Origin of the sequence: Stenotrophomonas sp. 1278, assembly GCF_029892765.1 — a bacterium.
GTDB lineage: Bacteria > Pseudomonadota > Gammaproteobacteria > Xanthomonadales > Xanthomonadaceae > Stenotrophomonas > Stenotrophomonas indicatrix.
The window spans coordinates 1-20,414 of the sequence record NZ_JARXWD010000006.1 but is presented as its reverse complement, the minus strand read 5'-3'; the positions used below and the strand labels follow the sequence as shown (position 1 = coordinate 20,414).

Genomic DNA, 20,414 nt, shown 5'->3' with positions numbered 1-20,414 from the left:
CGTTCTGCGCGCACGTGGGTAGCGCCGGGCCATGCCCGGCGACGCGTCACGCCAGGCGCTTCAGCTCCCACGCACGATGGATGCGCGCATTGCGCTCGAAATCCGGGCCGATGGTGCTGGCGCTGATCTCGCGGCACTGGGCGAATTCGGCGATGGCGTTCTCTTCCAGCTTGAAGCGGCGGAAGTTGTTGGAGAAGTACAGCACGCCACCCGGCGCCAGTCGCGCGACGGCCGCACGCAGCATCTTCACCTGCTCGCGCTGTACGTCGAAGTCCTCGGCGCGGGCCGAGTTGGAGAACGTCGGCGGGTCGCAGAAGATCACGTCGTACTGGCCGCGATCGCCTTCCAGCCAGGCCATCGCATCGGCCTGCACCAGCAGGTGCTGATTGCCGCCCTGCCCGTTCAGGGCCAGGTTGTCGTAGCACCACTGCAGGTAGGTGGCCGACAGGTCGACGCTGGTGGTACTGGCCGCACCGGCCACCGCCGCCTGCACGCTGGCCACGCCGGTGTAGCAGAACAGGTTGAGGAAGCGCTTGCCGCGCGCCTGCTCGGCCATCAGCCGGCGCAGCGGGCGATGGTCGAGGAATAGGCCGGTATCGAGATAATCGAACAGGTTCACCTGCAGCAGCGCGTTGTTCTCGCGCACCACGAGGAACTCATCACGCTGCTCGAAACGGCCGTACTTGCTGCCGCCCTTGCCACGTTCACGCGATTTCATCGATACCTGTTCCGGCGGCACGCCGAACACCTCGCGCGCAGCGGCCAGCAGTTCATTGCGGCGGCGGCGCACGTCGTTCTCGGGAATCGCGGCCGGTGCAGCGTATTCCTGCACATGCAGGAACGTGCGGCGCTGGCCGCCATCTTCCTCGTACACGTCGATGGCCGCTGCGTATTCCGGCAGGTCGGCATCGTAGGCACGGAAACAGGTGATGCCTTCGCGCGCGCGCCAGCTCTTGAACTTCTTCAGGTTCTTGCGCAGGCGGTTGGCCACCATCTGCGCGCCTTCGCTCAGCTCGCGCACCTGTGCCGGGTCGCGGCCCGGCACCGCGATCGGATCGCAGACGATCAGTGCGCATTCCAGCGCACCATTGAACATCTGGTATTTCTTGCCCGCACGCAGGCCGGTGGCGAAGGCCAGTTCGTCATTGCCGCACAGCAGGCTGGCGCGCCACTGCGGCACGGCCTTCTGCAGGGCATTGCCCAGCTTGCGGTACAGCGCCGGATCGGCGGCCAGGCGCTCGTCATACGGCGGGTTGCAGACCACCGCGCCGATCTCCTGCTCCGGGGTGGGCAGGTCAGCCACATCGGCGCGGGTGAAGCGGATGGCATGGGCGACGCCGGCAACTTCGGCGTTCTCGCGCGCGGCCTGGATCGCCACCGGGTCGATGTCGCTGCCGTGGATGACCGGCTTCAGCGCGGCAAGGCCGGCCGCTTCGCGATCACGCGCTTCGCTCTGGATGGTTTTCCAGGCGGCCTTGTCGAAGCCCAGCCAGCGGCTCGGCGGCAGGCTGCCATGGCGCATCAGGCCGGGGGCTACATCGGCCGCCATCAGCGCGCCTTCGATCAGCAGGGTGCCGCTGCCGCACATCGGGTCCAGCAGGCCGCCACCGGCAGCGTGCAGGCGCGGCCACTGCGCGCGCATCAGCAGCGCGGCAGCCAGGTTTTCCTTCAACGGCGCGTCATGCGCCGCACCGCGCCAGCCGCGGCGATGCAGCGGGCCGCCGCCGAGGTCGATCGACAGCGAGGCGCGGCCCTTGCGCAGCGACAGGTTGACGCGCACGTCCGGCAGGTCGGTGTTGACCGAAGGGCGCTCCAGCCCTTCGTCACGCATGCGGTCGACGATGGCGTCCTTGATCCGCTGCGCGGCGAAACGGGCATGGGTGATCTTGTCGCCGGACACATGTGCATCCACCGCCAGGGTCATCTCCGGCTTGATGTGTTCGTGCCACGGCAGCGCACGCACGCCGTCGTACAGCGCCTGCTCGTCCGGGCATTCGAATTCGTCGATCGGCCACAGCACGCGGCTGGCCAGCCGCGACCACATCACGATCCGCAGCGCCTGCTCCAGTTCGCCATCGGCGTTGACGCCGGCGATGGTGGCAGTGGCCTTTTCCAGGCCCAGGGCCGACAGCTCATCGGCAAGCAGGTATTCCAGGCCCTTGGCGCAGGAGACAAAAAATTTCACGGGATCGGTTCGCAGGTGGTCAGGCACGGCAGGGGGCCGGGCCATTCGGAAGGGAGGGCCGTAGGCACGGCCGGCAGGCCCGCGCCGGGGGCGGCGGGGCTGCCATTGTAGTCAATGCGGGCGGGCGCGCCGTGCGCCCGGGCTTCACAGCTGCCGCAGCAGGCGCTCGAAGGCCTGCGCAGAGGCTTCCACGTGGTGCTCCAGGCGATGGCCATCGTCCACCAGCAGCAGCTGCGCCGAGCGCGCCTGCGCCCAGGCGATGACTCCGGCGGCCGGCACCACCTCGTCATGCCAGGCCTGCATCACCGTGGTCGGCACCGGCGCGGCATCCAGCGCCGGCATCGGGCCCATGGTGGTGGGCGGCACCATCAAGAACAGGCCGGCCACCGGCACCTGCAGCGAGGCGATGGCAGAGATGTAGGCGCCCAGGCTGGAGCCGGCCAGCACCACCGGCCCCTGCGCAGCGGCAGCGGCCGAGCGCTCGATCAGGCGTTGCAGGCGGGTGCGCACATCGCCAACGCGGCTGACCTGGCTCATCGCGTCCAGGTCGGTGTAATCGGGGCGCTCATGGGTCCAGCCCAGTCGCTCGGCGACTTCGGCCAGCGCGGTGACCTTGGTCGCCTCCGGGCCGCTCTCGAAGCCGTGGGACAGGATGCAGTGACCGCGGCTCATGCGTGCGCTCCCACGGAGCGGATCGACAGCAGAAGGGAAGGCAGTTTCATCCGGCAATGCTAGCATCGCCGCATGCCCAAACCGCTCCTGCCCGGCCTGCAGCTGCAGCCGTTGCCCTACCACGACCGCCTGCCACTGCGCGATCCATCCAGCCTGGCGATGGTGGTGATCCACTGCACCGAACTGCCCGACCTGGCGACCGCCCGGGAGTACGGCGAGCGCGTGCTGTACGACAGCGGCGCCGGCAACAGCGGGCATTTCTACATTGATCGCGACGGCAGCGTGGTGCAGTACGTGGCGCCGGAGCGCATCGCCCACCACGTGCGCGGCATGAATGCCGATACCGTGGGCATCGAACTGGTCAATTCGGGGCGCTACCCGCACTGGCTCGACAGCCGCCACCAGGCGATGGACGAGCCGTACACCGAAGCGCAGCTGCTGGCGCTGGAACGGTTGCTGCAGGCACTGGTGGCTCGTTACCCGTCGCTGCGGCGGATTGCCGGACATGACCAGTTGGACCTGGAGCAGGTGCCGGCCAGTGACGACCCGGCGGTGACCGTGGCGCGCAAGCGTGATCCGGGCCCGTTGTTCCCGTGGGCGCGGGTGCTGGCGAAGGTGCCGTTGCAGGGGTTGGGATGATGGGCAGGGCTGCGCCCTGGGTACACGCCATCGCATACGCGCTGTCGCTCCCACGCTTCGCTGCGCGAACCGCGGGCCCCACTTACCAGCTCCCACACCCCCGCCGCTTCGCGGCCGCCCCCTGACTCAGGGGGCTCTGCCCCAGAGATGAACCGGTGGCCAGTAGATCCACGCCATGCGTGGATGAACGTCAAATCGACCAACCCGCTTTGCTCAGGCGCCGGTGGCGACCGGGCGGCTGCTGTCGCTGACCCAGCCACTCCATGAGTCCGCGTAGATGCGTGCGCCGGACAGGCCCGCGCTTTCCATCGCCAGCAGCAGGTGGCAGGCGGTCACGCCCGAACCGCACATCAGCACCACGCGTTGCGGGTCCTGGTTGCCGATCACGCCCTGCAGCTCGGCACGCAGTTCCTGTGCATCGCGCAGGCGGCCGTCCAGCACGTTCAACGCAAACGGGCGATTGACCGCGCCCGGTACATGGCCGGCGACCGGGTCCAGCGGCTCCACCTCACCGCGGAACCGCTCGCCCGCGCGGGCATCGACCAGCCAGCCCGGTGCATGCTTGAGGCGTGATTCGATCTCGTCCGCGCTGGCAACCTGGCTGCCATCGAAGCGCCCCGGATACGCGGGCAACGCGGTGACCTGGCTGCTGCCGGTCGCCAGCGGCTGGCCGGCGGCCTGCCAGGCGGCGATGCCGCCATCGAGTACGGCCACGTTCGCATGCCCGATCAGGCGCAGCAGCCACCACAGGCGCGCGGCGGCCATGCTGCCATCGCTGCCGTCATACACCACTACCTGCGTGTCGGTGCCGATGCCCCATTGCCCCAGTCGTGCGGCGAACGCATCGCTGTCGGGCAACGGGTGGCGGCCATGACCCACCCGCGTCAGATCGGACAGGTCGCGGTTGAGATCGGCATGCACTGCGCCGGGAATGTGTCCCTGCGTATAGAGGCTGTTGCCCGCCTGCGGGTCGGCCAGCGATGCACGCGCGTCGACCACGCGCACGGTACTGGCGGTCGCGCGGGCATCGACCACGCGTACCCCATCGCCCAAGGCCGCAGCCAGGGTCGCAACATCGACAAGGGTGGTCCACGGTGGGTCGATCGGCTTCATTGCACTTGCTCCAGGCGGCGACGCAGGTTGTACAGGATGGCCGCGGTGGCGCCCCAGATGCGCTGGCCGGGCCAGCCATATTCAAGGACATGGCGGACGCGGCCGCGATGGTTGATTTCGACCTGGCGCAGGTTGTCGGCGGCCATCAGATAGTCCAGCGGCACTTCGAACACCTCGGCCACTTCGCTGGGCTGCGGGACCGCCACGAAATCCGGATCGATCACTGCCACCACCGGGGTCACCCGGTAGCCGGTGATGGTCACGAACGGATCGAGATATCCCAGTGCCTGCACCTGTGTCGGCGCCAACGCGATTTCTTCCTGGCTTTCGCGCAGTGCGGCAGCCAGCGCATCGCGATCATCGGGCTCGGTACGGCCGCCGGGGAAGCCAACCTGGCCACCATGTTGCCGCAGGGTTTCGGTACGCCGGGTCAGGATCACCTGCGCACCGTTGGCGCGCGGCACGATGCCAGCCAACACCGCCGCCTCGACCGGTGGGCCCGGGGGCAGCAGGTCATCCAGTTCACTGCGGTTCCAGCCGTCACCTGCCGGCGGCTCGGCCAGCGGATGCAGCGCGCGCAGCAGCCGCTCATGATCGGCCAACGACCCTCGCAGCGACTGCTGCAGCTGTTGGCGCAGGGGCAGCACACGCTGCAGGATGTGGCTGCGTTCGTTGTCGCTCATCGACGACCACCGTGCGATTTCGTCGATATGCCGCCCGCACCCGGCGCAGAGCCGGTTGCGATCCAGCTTGCAGACGTTGATGCAGGGGCTTGCGACAGCACGCGCCGTTTCTTCCATTATTTGCACCGGTCAACAGTAGCGCGAATGGGCTGAATTTGGGATGGGCCCCGCACAGCTGCAGCGTGGTGCAGAAACAAAAACGCGCCGGTGGGTTCACCGGCGCGTTGATGTTGACGCTGTTTCTTCTTACTTGACGCTGATCAGCTTGATCTCGAACTGCACAGCCACGTTCGGCGGGAACGGGGTGCGCGGGTCGGCGCCGTAGGCCTGATCCGGCGGCAGCGAGACTTCCCACTTCGAGCCTGCCGGCATCTGCAGCAGGGTCTCACGCATGGCCTTCATTTCGACTTCGCTGACCTTGATCGACGGAATCTGCTGGGCCGGGCGGGCTTCGGTCGGGCGCTGGCCGTACGGGAACGGACCGGCCACTTCCAACTGCACGGTGCTGGCCTGGGTCGGCTTGGCACCCTTGCCGGCTTCGATCACACGGTACTGAACGCCGCTCGGCAGGGTCTGCACGCCCGCCTTTGCCTTGTTCTGCGCCATGAACTGATCGCTCTTGGTCTTGTTTTCGGCAGCAGCCTTTTCGTACTCGGCCTTGGCGGCCTGGGCACGGCCCTGCTCGCGCTTCTGGAACGCTTCAACGGCCGGCTTCAGCTGCTCGGCGGTAATGGCCGGCTGCTTCTTGGCGTAGGCGTCCTGAAGGCCCTTCACCACCGAGTTGATGTCCAGCTGCTCACCGCGACCGGTCAGCTCCGCCAGGTTGTTGCCGTAGTCGTAACCGAAGTAGTAGCTCAGCTTGCCCTTCTCGGACGCGATGTCCTGGGCGAAGGCATTGCCCGTCAGGGCCAGGGCCGCGACGGCGACCGCGATAGAACGCAACTTCATCAAACAGTTCTCCAGGGGTGGTAACTCAGGGACGTTCTGCGCCGCCCTGAGGCGACGGGTTAGGATAACGGCCACAACGTGTAACCGCTACTCACCACGCAGGCTATGACCTGTCTGCGTTTACAGAGTTCAATCTCACTTTTTTTTAACGTTCCAGGAGTTTCCCGTGGTCGAGGCCCCCGCTCCCCACCCGGTCGACGTCAGCGATGATGGCGCCGTCCGCACCATTACCGTGCAACGCCCGGACAAGCTCAACGCCCTCAATGCCGCCACCCTGCAGGCGCTGGCCGAGGCGTTTGGCGACGCCGCCGCCGACCCGGCAGTACGGGTGGTGGTGCTGACCGGGGCTGGCCCCAAGGCGTTCGTGGCCGGGGCCGACATCGCGGAAATGAACACCTTGAGCGCGGTTCAGGGACGTGATTTCTCCCTGCTCGGCCAGGCCCTGATGCGCCGCATCGAACGCATGCCCAAGCCGGTGATCGCCCGGGTGAACGGATTTGCGCTGGGCGGCGGGCTGGAACTGGCCATGGCCTGCCATCTGCGCATCGCCGCTGATTCGGCCAAGGTCGGCCAGCCGGAGATCAATCTCGGCCTGATTCCCGGCTTCGGCGGCAGCCAGCGCCTGCTGCGCCTGTGTGGTCGCGCGGCCACGCTGGAACTGTGCCTGCTGGGCACCCCGATCGACGCCGCGCGCGCACTGGCCCTGGGCATCGTCAACGAAGTGGTGCCCGCCGCCGAGCTCGATGCCCGCGTGCAGGCCCTGGCCCGGCAGCTGGCACAGTCGGCGCCGCTGGCGCTGCGTGGCCTGCTCGACGCGGTGCACGTGGGCGGCGAATGCAGCCTGGAAGCCGGCCTGGAATACGAAAGTGCGCAGTTCGGCCTGCTGTTCGCCACCGAGGACATGCGCGAAGGCACCAGCGCCTTCCTGCAGCGCCGCCCCCCCGCCTTCCAGAACCGCTGACGCCATGGCATCCCGACCCAACCCCGTGCTGCTGTTCGCCCGGGTCCAGGCAGACGATCCCGATGGTGCGCTGCAGGCTGGACTGATGGACTACGTGGTGCGCCCTGGCGATGAGCGGCTGCTGCCCGATCATCCGGACCTGCCGGACCGCCTGTGCCAGATGCAGTTGCAACTGCAGCGTGCATGGGCGGCGCGCGAACGTTTCCGCGCACGCGCCGTGCGCCTGGCCCGCCGCGAGGCCGAGCGTGATGCGCGCCGGACGCCCGCGCCGGCACCGGACGTAAAACCCGCCCTGCCTGCTGCCGCGGCCGCCATCCTCGCCCGGGCCAAGGCCCGCGCCGCCGGCAAGGAGCAGTAATGGCGACCGCGAAGAAGACCGCGCGCGCACCTGCGCGGCGCGGCGGTACGATGCCGCGTGCCGACGTGGTGGAAATGTTCACCCGCCTGCGCGAGCTCAACCCGCATCCGAAGACCGAGCTGGAATACAGCTCGCCGTTCGAACTGCTGGTGGCGGTCGCGCTGTCTGCACAGGCCACCGACGTCGGCGTCAACAAGGCCACCCGACGCCTGTTCCCGGTTGCCAACACGCCGGCGAAGATCCTCGCCCTGGGCGAAGAGGGACTGAAGAAGTACATCGCCACCATCGGTCTGTTCAACGCCAAGGCGAAGAACGTGATCGCCACCTGCGCGCTGCTTCTGGAGAAGCACGGTGGCGAAGTGCCACGCGATCGCGACGCACTGGAAGCCCTGCCCGGTGTCGGCCGCAAGACCGCCAACGTGGTGCTCAACACCGCCTTCGGCGAACCGGTGATGGCGGTGGACACGCACATCTTCCGTGTCGCCAACCGCACTGGACTTGCGCCCGGAAAGAACGTGCGCGAAGTCGAAGATCGACTGGTCAAAGCGATTCCCGCCGAGTTCCTGCTCGACGCGCACCACTGGCTGATCCTGCACGGTCGGTACGTGTGCAAAGCGCGCAAACCGGATTGCCCGGGCTGCGTGATTGCCGACCTGTGCCGGTTCAAGGACAAGACTCCCGCAGAATGACGGCGCCATCCACGCATGGCGTGGATCGGCTGGAAAATCCATCCACGCATGGCGTGGATCTACTGCAACCGGGGCGCAATCCGCGCGTCATACGTAACCGGTTTCAATGGCAGGCCCAGCCGTGACGGGGCCTGCGGCGGATCGCCGCCGTGCGCGAACTGTCACATTTACGCAATCTTCACGTTTTAGCCTGCGCGCATCTTCCCACCTGCCTGCAAGGCTCCTCTCCATGAAACTGCATCACCAGCTCCTGACGATCGCCGTGGCTGCTGCGCTGTACGTGCCGGCCGCCCACGCCGAAGTCGCCATCGATGTGATCGGCGGTTCGGAAATCACCTTCGAAGGCCTGGTCCAGGCCGACGGCAACTGGTACGACAATGACGTCGTGGACCTCAACGGCGGTGACGCCGGCAACGGCAAGAACAGCGAATTCGAACTGCGTCGCGCCGAGCTGGTGCTGAAGGGCAAGGGCCCGGGCAACGTGGAATGGGTCGTGGGCTACGACGCCAAGGCCGACAAGTTCCTCGACACCAACGTGAAGTACAAGCTGCTGGGCAACGCCAACCACTTCATCCAGGTCGGCCAGTTCAAGCAGCCCAACAGCCTGGAAGAACTGTCCAGCACCAAGAACAACGACTTCATCTCCAAGGCTGCGGTCACCAACACCTACGCTGTCGCCCGTCGCCTGGGCGGTGCCTACAGCTACGGCCAGGACAACTGGTCGGTCACCGCCAGCGCCTTCGGCCGCGAACTGACCCGCAACCTGGCCCACGGCAGCGGCTACGGCGCACGTGGCACCTGGGCCCCGATCAACGAGAAGGGCCAGGTCCTGCACTTCGGCCTGAGCTACGTCGACTACGACACCGACGCGGACACCCTGCGCGTGCGTGCCCGCCCGAACGCCGACCTGGCCACCGCGCGCCTGGTCGATGGCGGCAACATGACCGACACCGACCGCGTCAGCACCATCGGCGCCGAAGCGATGTACTTCCAGGGCCCGTTCAAGGCCCAGGCCGAGTACTACACCAGCAAGGCCAAGCGTTACGCCCATGACAACTACACCACCGACGGCTACTACGTCAGCGGCGTGTGGAATGTCACCGGCGAAAGCTGGAGCTACAAGGGCGGCACTCCGGGTACCGGCCTGCCGAACAACCCGGCCGGCGGCCAGTGGCAGCTGGGCGTGCGCTATGACCACATGGATCTGAACGACGGCAACCTCGCCGCCAACCCGGTGGCCGGCCGTCCGCCGATCGTCGATGGCGTGCTCGGCGGCAAGATGGACATCTGGACCGTCGGCGCGAACTGGTACTGGCGCTCGAACTTCAAGCTGATGCTCAACTACGTGATGGTCGACAGCAAGAAGTACAGCTCGACCGCCCGCGGCTTCGTCAACGACGATCCGAACATCCTGGAAGCCCGCGCGCAGTTCTTCTGGTAATACCGGAAGCACGCGTTCGAACGAAGGCACGGCCCAGGCCGTGCCTTCGTCGTTGTGGGCAGGCGGTGGCCGCGCGATGATGCCCTGCCCTGTCGACAAGGACCTTCGGGATGCCTTCTTCGCTCCGCCTGCGCCGCCTGCTTTGCGGTGTCCTGCTCGCTGCCCTGCCCGCCACTGCGTTCGCCTGTGACGATGCGGAGGCCGTGCGCGAGGCCGCGTATCGGCAGTTGCCGGCCGGCGCCCTGCCGGTCACGGCACGTTTCACCGATGCGGACAGCACGGCCTGCCGTGCGTGGCCCGCGCAGCCCGGCACGACCCTGCTGGCCGTCGCGCAATGGGCCGCCCCCGCCTCGGAAGAGGCGCGCGGCGGCGACCTGGACCTGTTGCTGATCGATACCGCCAGTGGCCAGCCGCTGGCCTGGACCCGCGTGGCCGATGCGGTCAGCAGTGATGCGCTGCGCTTTACCGGACTTCGCCTGGACACGGCACGCTGGCAGCTGGACCCGGCCACCCGCGCGTTCGGCGTGCGCATGGACTACAACGGCAGCTCAGGCCCCAACCCGTTCGCGCAGACCGAACTGCAGTTGTTCGTACGCGAGGGCCGGCAGCTGCGCCGGGTGCTTGCCCCGCTGGCCGTCAGCGGCAGTCGCGGCGAATGGGATACGCGGTGCGCCGGCGAGTTCAGCCGCTTCGAGCGCACGCTGGAGATGGGCAGTGCCAATGCCGCTGGCCTGGCGCCGATCGTGGTGCGCGAAAAACGCACCGATACGATCAGCGTCGCCGCCGGTGACGACTGCCATGCCACCGACACGACGGCACCCGCACAGCGCTGGACACTGCAGCCCCGCAACGGTCGCTATGCCGTTCCGGAGGCGCTGCGCGGGCTCTGAAGGGCGGGCTTGGGCACCGCCATGACGGCTGTCACGTTCGCGTCATATGACAGACGCGGGCGTGTCATGGAACCGTTATGGAATGTGCACCGAAACGTCGGGCAGCCGCCCCTCGACCACCCCAGGAGTCTCTCCCGTGATCCACGCCTTCAAGTCGCGCGCCGCCGTCGCCATTCTGGCCGCGTCGTCCGTGTTCGCCGCCAACGCCGCCGATGTCACCGGCGCGGGCGCCTCGTTCATCTACCCGGTGATGTCCAAGTGGTCGGCCGACTACAGCACCGCCACCGGCAAGAAGGTCAACTACCAGTCGATCGGTTCCGGCGGTGGTATCGCCCAGATCAAGGCAGCGACCGTGGACTTCGGTTCGTCCGACGCGCCGCTGAAGCCGGAAGAGCTGGCTGCCGCCGGCCTGGCCCAGTTCCCGTCGGTGATCGGTGGCGTGGTGCCGGTGATCAACGTTGCTGGCGTCGCCCCCGGCGCGCTGAAGCTGGACGGCCCGACCCTGGCCAACATCTTCCTGGGCAAGATCACCACCTGGAACGACCCGGCCATCGCCGCACTGAACAGCGGCCTGACCCTGCCCAGCGGCAAGATCACGATCGTTCATCGTTCGGACGGTTCGGGCACCACCTTCAACTTCGTAAACTACCTGTCCAAGGTCAGCCCGGAGTGGAAGAGCAAGGTCGGTGAAGGCACTTCGGTACAGTGGCCGGCCGGCATCGGCGGCAAGGGCAACGAAGGCGTTGCCGCCTACGTGAAGCAGATCAAGGGCGGCATCGGCTACGTCGAACTGTCCTACGCGCTGCAGAACAAGATGTCCTACGCGGCGATGAAGAATGCGGCCGGCAAGATCGTGCAGCCGTCGGACGCCTCGTTCTCGGCCGCTGCGGCCAGCGCCGACTGGGCCAACGCCCGTGACTTCTACCTGGTGATGACCAACGCCCCGGGCGCTGATGCATGGCCGATCACCGCCACCAACTTCATCCTGGTGCGCAAGCAGCCGAAGAACGTGGCGGGCGCCAAGGCCACGCAGGAGTTCTTCCGCTGGGTCTACAAGAATGGCGATGCGCAGGCCAAGCAGCTGGACTACGTGCCGCTGCCGGACGCGCTGGTGCGCCAGATCGAGACCTACTGGACGCAGAACCTGAAGTACTGAGTTCGTTGCAAGGCGTTCCCCCGCAGGAACGGGGCCGGCGGGTCCTCTCTCCCCCGCCGGCCCCACCGGGCGCTGGATCCTTCGGGGTCCGGCGCTCTTCTTTTTTGCAGGGTTGTCTGTTGCGGTTGGTCGTGAAAGGCGCTGCACCTCCTCGAATGTGGCATTGCGGCGATGGGCCGGCCCTCCGCCACGCCGGGGACCGCGCAGAAGCGCAGTTGGGGCTGTCAGCCGACCCGGCAGCCAACCGTGAATCCCGCGAAACCCTTGCCAGAACGTGATCCAGGACACCTCTGTCATGGACGTCATACGGCTGTAACAAAAACATCATTTCATAGCCGCATCCGCCGACACCGTCGGCTCTACCCCGCTATGGAGTGACCATGAAACTGCACTCGGCCAGCCTTGCCGCCCTTTCCCTGGCCATCGCCCTGGGCCTGTCTGCCTGCGGTGGCGACAAGCAGGCCGCACAGCAGCCGGCCGCTGACGGCGCCGCTGCTCCGGCCGCTGCCGGCGACAAGGTGACCGCTGAGGTCTCCGGTGCCGGCGCCTCCTTCATCTTCCCGCTGGTGTCCAAGTGGTCGGCCGACTACAACACCGCCACCGGCGCGAAGATCAACTACCAGTCGATCGGTTCAGGTGGTGGCATCGCCCAGATCAAGGCCGGCACCGTTGATTTCGGTTCGTCCGACAAGCCGCTGAGCAGCGACGAGCTGGCCCAGGCTGGCCTGGCCCAGTTCCCGTCGGCCATCGGCGGCGTGGTGCCGGTGGTCAACATCGACGGCCTGGAAGCCGGCAAGCTGCGCCTCAGTGGCGCCCTGCTCGCCGACATCTTCCTGGGCAAGGTCAAGACCTGGAACGACCCGGCCATCGTCGCCGCCAACCCGGGCGTGTCCCTGCCGGACGGCAAGATCACCATCGTCCACCGTTCGGATGGTTCGGGCACCACCTTCAACTTCTCCAACTACCTGTCCAAGGTCAGCCCGGAGTGGAAGAGCAAGGTCGGCGAAGGCACCTCGGTGCAGTGGCCGGACGGCGTGGGTGGCAAGGGCAATGAAGGCGTTGCTTCCTACGTGAAGCAGATCAAGGGCTCGATCGGCTACGTCGAACTGGCCTACGCCCTGCAGAACGCGATGCCGTACACCTCGCTGCAGAACGCGGCCGGCACCTGGGTGCAGCCGAACGCTGAAACCTTCGCCGCCGCTGCCGCCAGCGCCGACTGGGCCAGCGCCAAGGACTTCAACCTGGTCATCACCAACGCCCCGGGCGAGCAGGCGTGGCCGATCACCGCCACCAACTTCATGCTGATGCAGAAGAAGCCGAAGGATGCCAAGCGCAACCAGGATGCGCTGGCCTTCTTCAAGTGGGCCTTCGAAAGCGGCCAGACCCAGGCCAACGAACTGCACTACGTGCCGCTGCCGGCCGAGCTGGTCAAGCAGATCGAAGCCTACTGGGCGACCGAACTGAAGTGATGGACCCGACAGTGCCCGCCACGTGCGGGCACCGTCTCCTGCACATCGTGCTGCCCCGCCCCTTCCTGGCCCTGCCGTCCCCATGAATGCCATCGCCCAGCCTGTAGCCGCCCCGTCCACGCGTGACACGCGTGATGCCCGCAACGACAAACTGTTCCGATGGGTGCTGGTCGGCACCGTCATCTTCGTCCTGATAGCGCTGGCCTGCGCCGCACTGTCGATGCTGTGGGGTGGTCGCCACGCCCTGCAGATGCAGGGCCTGAGCTTCTTCTTCTCCTCCGACTGGAATCCGGTCGAAAACAAGTTCGGCGCCCTCGCCCCGATCTACGGCACCCTGGTCACCGCGCTGATCGCGATGGTCATCGCCGTACCGGTCAGCTTCGGCATCGCCTTCTTCCTCACAGAAGTGGCACCGCGCTGGCTGCGTGGCCCGGTCGGTACCGCCATCGAACTGCTGGCGGGCATTCCCTCGATCATCTACGGCATGTGGGGCCTGTTCGTGCTGGTGCCGGTGATGACCGAGTACGTCACCCCGTTCCTCAACGAAACCCTGGGCGAATGGCCGATCATCGGTCCGGTGTTCCAGGGCCCGCCGCTGGGCATCGGCATGCTCACCGCCGGCTTCGTGCTGGCGATCATGGTCATCCCGTTCATCTCCTCGGTGATGCGCGAAGTGTTCCTGACCGTGCCGACCCGCCTGAAGGAATCGGCCTACGCGCTGGGTTCCACCAAGTGGGAAGTGAGCTGGGACATCGTGCTGCCCTACACCCGCTCGGCGGTGATCGGTGGCGTGTTCCTCGGCCTCGGCCGCGCTCTGGGCGAGACGATGGCAGTGGCCTTCGTGATCGGCAACAGCGTGCGCCTGTCGCCGTCGCTGCTGGAACCGGGCACCACCATCGCCGCACTGATCGCCAACGACTTCGGCGAAGCCACTGAAACCTACCGCTCGGCGTTGCTGCTGCTCGGCTTCGTCCTCTTCATCGTCACCTTCGTGGTGCTCGCCATCGCCCGCCTGATGCTGATGCGCCTGTCCCGCAAGGAGGGCAACTGATGTCCAGCACCGCTGACTCCCTGTACCTGCGCCGCCGCATCGGCAATGTCATCGCCATCGCGATGTCCTGCGCCACCGCGCTGTTCGGCCTGTTCTTCCTCGGCTGGATCCTGTTCACCCTGGCCTCCAAGGGCCTGGCCGGCATCAACCTGGATCTGTTCACCAAGATGACACCGCCGCCGATGCAGGAAGGCGGCCTGGCCAACGCCTTCTTCGGCAGTGCGGTGATGTGTGCGCTGGCGATCGGCATCGGCACCCCGCTGGGTGTGCTGGCCGGCACCTGGCTGGCCGAGTACGGCAACGCCCGCAAGGCCGGCACCGTGGTCCGCTTCGTCAACGACATCCTGCTGTCGGCCCCGTCCATCGTGCTGGGCCTGTTCGTCTACACCCTGTACGTGATGCAGACCGGCGGCAGCTTCTCCGCCTTCGCCGGTGCACTGTCGCTGGCCTTCATCGTGCTGCCGGTGGTGGTGCGTACCACCGACGAGATGCTGCGCCTGGTGCCTTCGCAGATGCGCGAAGCCGCGCTTTCGCTGGGCATTCCGCAGTGGAAGGTGATCGTGCAGGTGCTGTACCGCAGTGCCTCGGCCGGCATCATCACCGGCATCCTGCTGGCGCTGGCCCGCATTTCCGGCGAGACCGCACCGCTGCTGTTCACCGCCTTCGGCAACCAGTACTGGAACAGCAACGTGTTCCAGCCGATGGCTTCGGTGCCGGTGGTGATGAACCAGTTCGCCGGCAGCCCGTACGAATCCTGGCAGGTGCTGGCCTGGGCCGGCGCGCTGGTGCTGACCGTGTTCGTGCTGCTGGTCAGCCTCTCTGCGCGCGGCATCCTGCTGCGCAACCGTATCTCCCATGACTGACCTTTCCGTGGATACCGCCATGAACGACCTTTCCAACGCCGTGCCGATGCAGCGCATCGTCGTGCCGGCCTCGCACGAGAACCTGCACGCTCCGGCCCCGGTCAAGCTCGCCGCGCGTGGACTGGACTTCTACTACGACAAGTTCCACGCCCTGAAGGGCATCAACCTGGAGATCCCGGAAAAGCGCGTGACCGCGCTGATCGGTCCCTCCGGTTGCGGCAAGTCGACCCTGCTGCGCATCTTCAACCGCATCTACGCGCTGTACCCGAAGCTGGAAGCGCGCGGTGAGGTGATCCTCGACGGCGAGAACATCCTGTCGCCGAAGTACCCGATGAACCGCCTGCGCAGCAAGGTCGGCATGGTGTTCCAGAAACCGGTGCCGTTCCCGATGACCATCTTCGAGAACGTGGCCTACGGCATCCGCCACCACGAGAAGCTGTCCAAGGCGGACATGGCCGACCGTGTCGAGCACGCGCTGCGCCAGGGCGCGCTGTGGGACGAAGTGAAGGACAAGCTCAACCAGAGCGCGCTGGGCCTGTCCGGTGGCCAGCAGCAGCGCCTGTGCATCGCCCGTGCCGTGGCCCTGCGCCCGTCGGTGCTGCTGCTGGACGAGCCGACCTCGGCGCTGGACCCGATTTCCACCAGCCGCATCGAGCAGCTGGTGGAAGAGCTCAAGCACGAGTACACCATCGTGATCGTCACCCACAACATGCAGCAGGCCGCGCGCGTGTCCGATTACACCGCCTTCATGTACCTGGGCGACCTGATCGAACACGACCGCACCGAAGTGATCTTCTCGCAGCCGTCCAAGCAGCAGACCGAGGATTACATCACCGGCCGGTTCGGCTGATCGGCGCTGACGCTTCGTCACCTGTCCCAGCCAGGCCCGCCTGGCTCTACCTGGATTGCAGAACATGAACCTTCCCAACGACCACATCGTCAAAAGCTACGACGAAGAGCAGCAGCGCCTGGTGGCCGAAATCGTGCGCATGGGCGAGATGGCCGTCGCCCAGCTGGAGGCGTCGATGGACGTCATCGAGAAGCGCGATGAGAACGCCGCCCATCGCATCATCGCCAACGACGAAGCGATCGATTCGCTGGAACAGCAGATCAGCCACGACGTGATGCGCCTGGCGCTGCGTGGCCCGATGGCCCGCGACCTGCGCGAGATCCTCGCCGGCCTGCGCATTCCGGCCGATATCGAACGCATCGGCGACTACGCGGCCAACGTCGCCAAGCGCTCGATCGCGCTGGGCAAGGTGCCGCCGCTGCCGCAGATCCAGGGCCTGCGCGCCCTCGGCCGCCTGGCCGCACAGCAGGTCCGCCGCGCCATCGCCGCCTACCGCGACAACGACGCCGATGCCGCGCTGGAACTGCGCGAGGACGACGCCCGCCTGGATGCGCAGTACACCGCGCTGTTCCGCGAGCTGCTCACCTACATGATGGAAGACCCGCGCAACATCACCCCGTGCACCCACCTGCTGTTCATGGCCAAGAACCTGGAGCGCGTGGGCGACCATGCCACCAACATCGCCGAGAACGTGTGGTTCCTGGTGCACGGCGAACAGCCACTGCCGCCGCGCCAGAAGCGCGACGAGACCTCCAGCGCGGGCGATATCTGATACTGCACTGCAACACCGGATTCGACTCCAGGGTGGCCGCTGTCCTCGTGACAGCGGCCTTTTTGTTGGCGCTGTAATACTTCTCACGAAAATTTGAATTCCCGGCGAGGATTCATTGAGTAGGATCGCTGCACCATCGCTTCACCACGGGCACCCCCGCCCACCACCCAGGAGCACGACCGATGAGCACCTCCAACAAGACGCTGTCCCTGCTGACCGCCACCGCCCTGGCCGCAGGCCTCGGCATGACCGCCTCCGCCTCGGCCCTGAGCATGACCGACCTCGCCCAGGGTTACCTGGTGGCCGGCCAGGCGGCCAAGGCCACCGATGCGAAGGCCACCGATGCAAAATCCGCCGATGCGGCCAAGCATGCCGAAGGCAAGTGTGGCGCCGACGGCAAGAGTGCTGAAGGCAAGTGCGGCGGCGACAAGGGCAAGGCAGCGGCCGGTGCGGACACCAAGGCCAAGACCGGCGGTGACAAGAAGTCGGCCGAAGGCAAGTGCGGCGAAGGCAAGTGCGGTGGCAAGCACTGACGTCCGCGCCGGCGTCGTCCACCCGCGGTCGCCGCTTCCTGCGGCGGCCGTGGGCCTGGGCCTGCGCCGTGCCCTGCTGCAGGACCTGCGCGATGCACCGGCCGGCGATTTCGATTTCCTCGAATGCGCGCCGGAGAACTGGATCGGTGTCGGTGGTCCCGCAGGTGACGCGTTGGCCGAACTGGCGGCGCGCCATCCGCTGAGCTGCCACGGCCTGTCGTTGTCACTGGGCGGCAGTGCGCCCCTGGATACCCAGCTGCTGGCGCAGGTGGGTGCGTTTCTGCACCAGCATCAAGTGCCGCTGTACAGCGAACACCTGAGCTACTGCAGCGACGAGGGCCACCTGTACGACCTGCTGCCGATTCCATTCACCGATGAAGCGGTACGCCACACCGCTGCCCGCATCGCCCGGGTGCAGGACATTCTCGGTCGCCGCATCGCCGTGGAAAACGTGTCGTACTATCTTGCACCGGACCCGACGATGGACGAACTGGCCTTCACCACTGCCGTGCTGGCCGAGGCCGACTGCGACCTGCTGCTGGACGTCAACAACGTCTACGTCAATGCCTGCAACCACGGCTACGACGCCGATGCCTTCATCGCCGGCCTGCCCGCACAACGCATCGTCTGCCTGCACGTGGCCGGGCACCTGGACGAGGCGCCGGACCTGAAGATCGACACCCACGGCAGCCCGGTGATCGACCCGGTGTGGGACCTGCTGGCACGCACCTACGCCCGCATCGGCCCACGCCCCACCCTGCTCGAACGCGACTTCAATTTCCCGCCCTACGCCGAGCTGCGGGGCGAACTGCAGACCATCCACCGCCTGCAGGCCGCGCATGCCGGAGCCGCCCATGGCTGACGCCCCCGAACGCCTGCGTGCGCAGCAGCACGCGTTCACCGCGCACCTGCGCGACCCGGCACAGGTACCGGCGCCGCCCGGCATGGACCCGCGTCGGGTGGCCGTGTACGAACGCCTGCTGTTCAACAATCTGCTGGGGTTGTTGAGCAATGGCTTCCCGGTCTGCGTGCGCCTGCTGGGCGAACCGGACTGGAGTGCACTGGTGCGCCACTATTTCGCCAGCCACCATTGCCACACCCCGTTGTTCACCGAACTGGCTGCCGAGTTCGTGCAGTGGCTGCAGGTGCAACCGGAGCTGCCGCATCCGGCGCTTGCCGAACTGGCCCACTACGAGTGGGTGGAGACCGCGCTGTACCAGCTGCAGGCCGATCCGCTGCCGGAACCGGGCAACATCGATCCGCTGCAGGTGCCGCTGCGCCGCTCACCGCTGGCCTGGCCGCTGCTGTACCGCTGGCCGGTGCATCAGCTGGGTAGCGAAGATGCACCGTCGCAACCACCGGCAGAGCCCACCGGCCTGCTGGTGCGGCGCGACGCTGATGGCGCGGTGCGATTTGCCACCCTGACCAGCCTCGCAGTGCATCTGCTGACCCTGATCGGCGAGTCCCCCGGGGCCACCGGCCAACAACAGCTGCAGCAACTGGCCGCCCTACACCACCTCGATCCTGGGACATTGGCCGCCCCTGGCGCGCACCTGCTGCAGCAGTTCCTGCGTGCTGGCGTGATCGGTCCACTCCCCGCTTCACCCTGACGCCCCTTCCAGGAGATACACCGATGAAGACCCCGACCCTGGCCGCCGCACGCGGCCAGCTGGACCGATTCGCCCCGTGGTTGGCCCCGCTTGGCCTGCGCCTGCTGCTTGCCTGGGAATTCTTCGAATCCGGGCGCGAGAAGCTGCACGGGCAGAACTGGTTCGCCGATCTGCAGGATGCCTTCCCGTTTCCGTTCGACCAGCTGCCCGCTGCGCTGAACTGGCAATTGGCCACCTGGTTCGAACTGGTGGGCGCAGCGTGCCTGCTGTTGGGCTTCGGCACCCGCGTTGCGGCCGCCAGCCTGCTGGTGCTGACGGCTGTGGCAACGTACGCGGTGCACTGGCCGGCCGAATGGAGCTCGCTGGGCGATCTGGCGATGGGCTATGCGATCAGCGATCAGGGCTTTGGCAACTTCAAACTGCCGCTGCTGTTCATGGCGATGCTGTTGCCGCTGCTGTTCACCGGTGCTGGGCGCCTGAGCGTGGATGCAGTGCTGGCGCGCTGGTATCCGTCGGGCCCCACGGCGCGGCCTGTGCTCCGGTAGAAGCCGACCCTGGTCGGCGCGCAGGGTGCCAACCAAGGTTGGCACCTACCAGGATCCCGGGCGCCCTGGTCGGCGCACGTCGCGCCGTCCGGTAGATGCCGACCCTGGTCGGCGCGCAGGGTGCCAACCAAGGCTGGCACCTACCGGGATCCCGGGCGCTCAGGGTCGCTCTGCTAGAATCCGTACATGACCGACCCCACTTCCGCACCTGCCGCCCTCCCTGTTTCCGACGTACCCCAGGCGCAGCGCGCGATGTCACAACGCTTCCGCGGCTTCCTGCCGGTGGTGGTGGATGTTGAAACCGGCGGCTTCGACAGCCAGCGCAACGCGCTGCTGGAAATCGCCGCCGTGCCGATCGAGATGGACGAGAACGGCCTGCTCTACCCTGGCCAGACCGCCAGCGCCCATGTGGTGCCGGCCGAGGGGCTGGAGATCGACCCGAAGTCGCTGGAAGTCACCGGCATCATCCTCGACCATCCGTTCCGGCTGGCCAAGGAAGAGAAGGCGGCGTTGGACCACGTCTTCACTCCCGTGCGTGCAGCGATGAAGAAGTACGGCTGCCAGCGCGCGATCCTGGTCGGCCACAACGCGCATTTCGATCTCGGCTTCGTCAACGCCGCGGTGGCCCGTACCGGGCACAAGCGCAACCCGTTCCACCCCTTCAGCGTGTTCGACACGGTCACCTTGGCGGGCATTGCCTATGGCCAGACGGTGCTGGCACGCGCGGCCACGGCGGCCGGGCTGGGCTGGGATGCCAACGAGGCACACAGCGCGGTGTATGACACCGAGCAGACGGCGCGGTTGTTCTGCACGATCGCCAACGCCTGGCCGCGGTGAAGCAGCCAACGGCGGAGCCCCTCGTGGCGGGCTGACAGCGATTCCTGGGCGGGGGGGGGGGGGGGGGGGGGGGGGGGGGGGGGGGGGGGGGCGCCCGGGCGGGGGGGGGGGGGGGGCCGCCGGCGGGGGGGGGCCGCCCCCCCACCCCC

At 67.2% G+C, this 20,414-nt stretch carries 22 protein-coding genes; 17 read left to right on the top strand and 5 right to left on the bottom strand.

From position 1 onward, the window contains the following. Positions 1–46 precede the first annotated feature (46 nt). Together rlmKL and M2299_RS07795 are read right to left on the bottom strand one after the other, a co-directional pair. Positions 47–2,185, bottom strand: a complete 2,139-nt coding sequence (gene rlmKL, locus M2299_RS07800) for a bifunctional 23S rRNA (guanine(2069)-N(7))-methyltransferase RlmK/23S rRNA (guanine(2445)-N(2))-methyltransferase RlmL (protein WP_080149528.1) — start codon at positions 2,183–2,185, stop codon at positions 47–49. Between the two features lie 144 nt (positions 2,186–2,329). Further along, positions 2,330–2,857 carry a hypothetical protein gene (locus M2299_RS07795; RefSeq protein ID WP_099842207.1) on the bottom strand — a complete coding sequence of 176 codons (528 nt, stop codon included), beginning with the start codon at positions 2,855–2,857 and terminating at the stop codon, positions 2,330–2,332. Between the two features lie 72 nt (positions 2,858–2,929). Between M2299_RS07795 and M2299_RS07790 the strand changes: the two genes are divergently transcribed. Beyond that, positions 2,930–3,496, top strand: a complete 567-nt coding sequence (locus tag M2299_RS07790) for an N-acetylmuramoyl-L-alanine amidase (RefSeq protein WP_099783439.1) — start codon at positions 2,930–2,932, stop codon at positions 3,494–3,496. A gap of 213 nt (positions 3,497–3,709) precedes the next feature. Here the strand turns inward: M2299_RS07790 and M2299_RS07785 are convergent, their stop codons facing one another. The 3 genes from M2299_RS07785 to M2299_RS07775 form a co-directional block, all read right to left on the bottom strand. After that, positions 3,710–4,609: a sulfurtransferase gene (locus tag M2299_RS07785; protein WP_280884156.1), complete on the bottom strand. Its 900-nt coding sequence runs from the start codon at positions 4,607–4,609 to the stop codon at positions 3,710–3,712. After that, positions 4,606–5,409, bottom strand: a complete 804-nt coding sequence (locus tag M2299_RS07780) for a CoA pyrophosphatase (protein ID WP_280884155.1) — start codon at positions 5,407–5,409, stop codon at positions 4,606–4,608. Before M2299_RS07780 ends, M2299_RS07785 begins: the two co-directional genes overlap by 4 nt. 129 nt (positions 5,410–5,538) lie before the next feature. Next, positions 5,539–6,240, bottom strand: a complete 702-nt coding sequence (locus M2299_RS07775) for an FKBP-type peptidyl-prolyl cis-trans isomerase N-terminal domain-containing protein (RefSeq protein WP_025875366.1) — start codon at positions 6,238–6,240, stop codon at positions 5,539–5,541. Positions 6,241–6,406: 166 nt separating this feature from the next. Here M2299_RS07775 and M2299_RS07770 point away from each other — a divergent pair, with 166 nt between their 5' ends. The 16 genes from M2299_RS07770 (at position 6,407) to rnt (ending at position 20,265) form a co-directional block, all read left to right on the top strand. Next, the gene (locus M2299_RS07770; RefSeq protein ID WP_025875367.1) at positions 6,407–7,201 is read left to right on the top strand and encodes an enoyl-CoA hydratase-related protein; all 795 of its coding nucleotides are present in this window, start codon (positions 6,407–6,409) and stop codon (positions 7,199–7,201) included. Between the two features lie 4 nt (positions 7,202–7,205). Further along, a complete protein-coding gene (locus M2299_RS07765) occupies positions 7,206–7,559 on the top strand; it encodes a hypothetical protein (RefSeq protein WP_033830735.1) in 354 nt (117 codons plus the stop codon). Next, a complete protein-coding gene (nth, locus tag M2299_RS07760) occupies positions 7,559–8,248 on the top strand; it encodes an endonuclease III (protein WP_025875369.1) in 690 nt (229 codons plus the stop codon). The genes M2299_RS07765 and nth overlap by 1 nt, the downstream gene beginning before the upstream one ends. Before the next feature lie 229 nt (positions 8,249–8,477). Continuing rightward, entirely contained in the window at positions 8,478–9,689 is a 1,212-nt protein-coding gene (locus M2299_RS07755; RefSeq protein ID WP_025875370.1) for an OprO/OprP family phosphate-selective porin, read from the top strand. A 110-nt stretch (positions 9,690–9,799) separates the two neighbouring features. Further along, positions 9,800–10,579, top strand: coding sequence for a hypothetical protein (locus tag M2299_RS07750; RefSeq protein ID WP_223484996.1), 780 nt, complete (start codon positions 9,800–9,802; stop codon positions 10,577–10,579). 136 nt (positions 10,580–10,715) lie between these two features. Next, complete coding sequence (gene pstS, locus M2299_RS07745) at positions 10,716–11,735, top strand: phosphate ABC transporter substrate-binding protein PstS (RefSeq protein ID WP_025875374.1); 1,020 nt, start codon at positions 10,716–10,718, stop codon at positions 11,733–11,735. Between the two features lie 380 nt (positions 11,736–12,115). Further along, positions 12,116–13,204, top strand: a complete 1,089-nt coding sequence (gene pstS / locus M2299_RS07740; protein WP_280884154.1) for a phosphate ABC transporter substrate-binding protein PstS — start codon at positions 12,116–12,118, stop codon at positions 13,202–13,204. A gap of 82 nt (positions 13,205–13,286) precedes the next feature. Further along, positions 13,287–14,255, top strand: coding sequence for a phosphate ABC transporter permease subunit PstC (gene pstC, locus M2299_RS07735; RefSeq protein ID WP_025875378.1), 969 nt, complete (start codon positions 13,287–13,289; stop codon positions 14,253–14,255). Beyond that, a complete protein-coding gene (gene pstA / locus M2299_RS07730; RefSeq protein ID WP_032951813.1) occupies positions 14,255–15,118 on the top strand; it encodes a phosphate ABC transporter permease PstA in 864 nt (287 codons plus the stop codon). The genes pstC and pstA overlap by 1 nt, the downstream gene beginning before the upstream one ends. A gap of 19 nt (positions 15,119–15,137) precedes the next feature. After that, a complete protein-coding gene (pstB, locus tag M2299_RS07725) occupies positions 15,138–15,968 on the top strand; it encodes a phosphate ABC transporter ATP-binding protein PstB (protein ID WP_025875381.1) in 831 nt (276 codons plus the stop codon). A gap of 64 nt (positions 15,969–16,032) precedes the next feature. Then, positions 16,033–16,740, top strand: a complete 708-nt coding sequence (gene phoU / locus M2299_RS07720; RefSeq protein ID WP_025875384.1) for a phosphate signaling complex protein PhoU — start codon at positions 16,033–16,035, stop codon at positions 16,738–16,740. Between the two features lie 182 nt (positions 16,741–16,922). Further along, a complete protein-coding gene (locus M2299_RS07715; RefSeq protein ID WP_025875386.1) occupies positions 16,923–17,273 on the top strand; it encodes a hypothetical protein in 351 nt (116 codons plus the stop codon). Next, positions 17,260–18,135, top strand: a complete 876-nt coding sequence (locus tag M2299_RS07710; protein WP_099783427.1) for a DUF692 domain-containing protein — start codon at positions 17,260–17,262, stop codon at positions 18,133–18,135. The genes M2299_RS07715 and M2299_RS07710 overlap by 14 nt, the downstream gene beginning before the upstream one ends. Continuing rightward, complete coding sequence (locus M2299_RS07705; protein WP_280884153.1) at positions 18,128–18,883, top strand: putative DNA-binding domain-containing protein; 756 nt, start codon at positions 18,128–18,130, stop codon at positions 18,881–18,883. The genes M2299_RS07710 and M2299_RS07705 overlap by 8 nt, the downstream gene beginning before the upstream one ends. A 23-nt stretch (positions 18,884–18,906) precedes the next feature. After that, a complete protein-coding gene (locus M2299_RS07700) occupies positions 18,907–19,428 on the top strand; it encodes a DoxX family protein (RefSeq protein ID WP_140228547.1) in 522 nt (173 codons plus the stop codon). 252 nt (positions 19,429–19,680) lie between these two features. After that, the gene (gene rnt, locus M2299_RS07695; RefSeq protein WP_032951815.1) at positions 19,681–20,265 is read left to right on the top strand and encodes a ribonuclease T; all 585 of its coding nucleotides are present in this window, start codon (positions 19,681–19,683) and stop codon (positions 20,263–20,265) included. Positions 20,266–20,414: the final 149 nt, after the last annotated feature.